This window comes from Lentzea aerocolonigenes (assembly GCF_000955955.1).
GTDB classification, from domain to species: domain Bacteria; phylum Actinomycetota; class Actinomycetes; order Mycobacteriales; family Pseudonocardiaceae; genus Lentzea; species Lentzea aerocolonigenes_A.
On sequence record NZ_JYJG01000105.1, the window covers coordinates 1 to 1,427 of the forward strand.

General features: G+C 66.6%; 1 protein-coding gene and 1 pseudogene. Both read left to right on the forward strand.

The genetic code is table 11. The annotated features are described in order from the left end of the window. On the forward strand, positions 1-817 hold an 817-nt coding region (locus UK23_RS16970), incomplete at its 5' end, for a X2-like carbohydrate binding domain-containing protein (protein ID WP_045312514.1). After that, positions 814-1,427, forward strand: a pseudogene (locus UK23_RS16975) (hypothetical protein); the annotation flags it as partial. The gene UK23_RS16970 and the pseudogene UK23_RS16975, both read left to right, overlap by 4 nt.

The following is a 1,427-nucleotide window of genomic DNA, read 5'->3' on the forward strand; positions in this document are numbered from 1 at the left end:
CCTCGGCGAGTACGGCCTGCTCGGCTTCGACCGCCACACGGGCACCATCGAGCAGGGCGAGAAGCTGAAGTTCTTCGAGCACCTCGGTTACCACGCCCGCGCCAAGAAGATCACCACGATGCTGTGGGACAACGGCCAGCACTTCGGCCGCACGTCGTTCCAGTGGCAGGATCCCGAGCTCTTCGCGCAGATCAGATCGAGCTGGACGACCCGCTCCGGGTCCGCGTACAGCGACCAGATCTTCAGCGCCCGGTCCAGTGCCATCACCGCCAAGACGATCAACCTGAACCTCAACGGGACGTCGTTCCTCGGGCTGTGGCACGGCGACAAGGCGTTGGTGCGCGGCCGGGACTACGCGGTCGACGGGAACGAGCTCACGCTCACCGCGGGGACCGTGACGAGGCTGAGCGGATCGCGCGAGTACGGCACGAACGCGGTGCTGACAGCGCGTTTCTCGCGAGGCGTGCCGTGGAAGTTCTACGTGCTCACCTACGACACCCCGGTGCTGTCGAACTCCAGCGGGACAACGACATCGTTCGCGATCCCGACGACGTTCCGCGGCGACCAGCTCGCCACGATGGAGGCGAAGTACGACGACGGCGCCAACGCCGGACCGCAGGACTGGACGTCGTTCAAGGAGTTCGACCGGACGTTCGCGCCTGACTATTCGAGCGGTGCGACCCTGCTGAGGGCGGAGTTCTTCAGCGCCGTCAGGGACAATGCACGGGTCACGCTCACGTTCCACTACTGGAGCGGTACGAAGGTGACCTACTACGTGACCAAGTCGGGCAGCACTGTGACGGGAGCGATCGCATGAGCCGGGTAACCGCAGCAGCTGTCCTGGTCGCCGCTCTCGTCACGCTCAGCGGTGGCTCCGCGGCGGTGTCCGCGCCAGGTGCCCTGGACCAGGCGCACACCGCGGGCCGGGTGACCAAACAGGTCCAGTACACCTGGCCCGGCGTCTACTTCGAGGGCAGGTTCCGCGGTACGAGCGTCGGCATCTCACTAAACGATTCGACGAACTACTACGACGTGCAGATCGACGGTCGAACCGTTTCGACGCTCACCAAACCGGGCCGCACCACCTACTGGGTGCGCAACCTGAGCAACGCCGAGCACCGCGTCCGGCTGGCCAAGCGCTCCGAGAGCCCCTGGGCGGTCGGCGAGTTCGTCGGCTTCGTGGCCGGGTCCGGTGGCGCGGTGCTGAGCAAGCCCGTCGCCCGGACCCGGCAGATCGAGTTCATCGGCGACTCGCTGACCGCGGGCTACGGCAACATGTCCACGACCCGCGACTGCTCCACCAACGGCGGCGTCGACCGCAACACCAACGCAGACCTCAGCTTCGGCGCGCTCACCTCGCGTGCGCTCAACGCCGACTACCAGATCAACGCGTTCTCCGGCCGTGGCATGGTGCGCAACTACGGCGG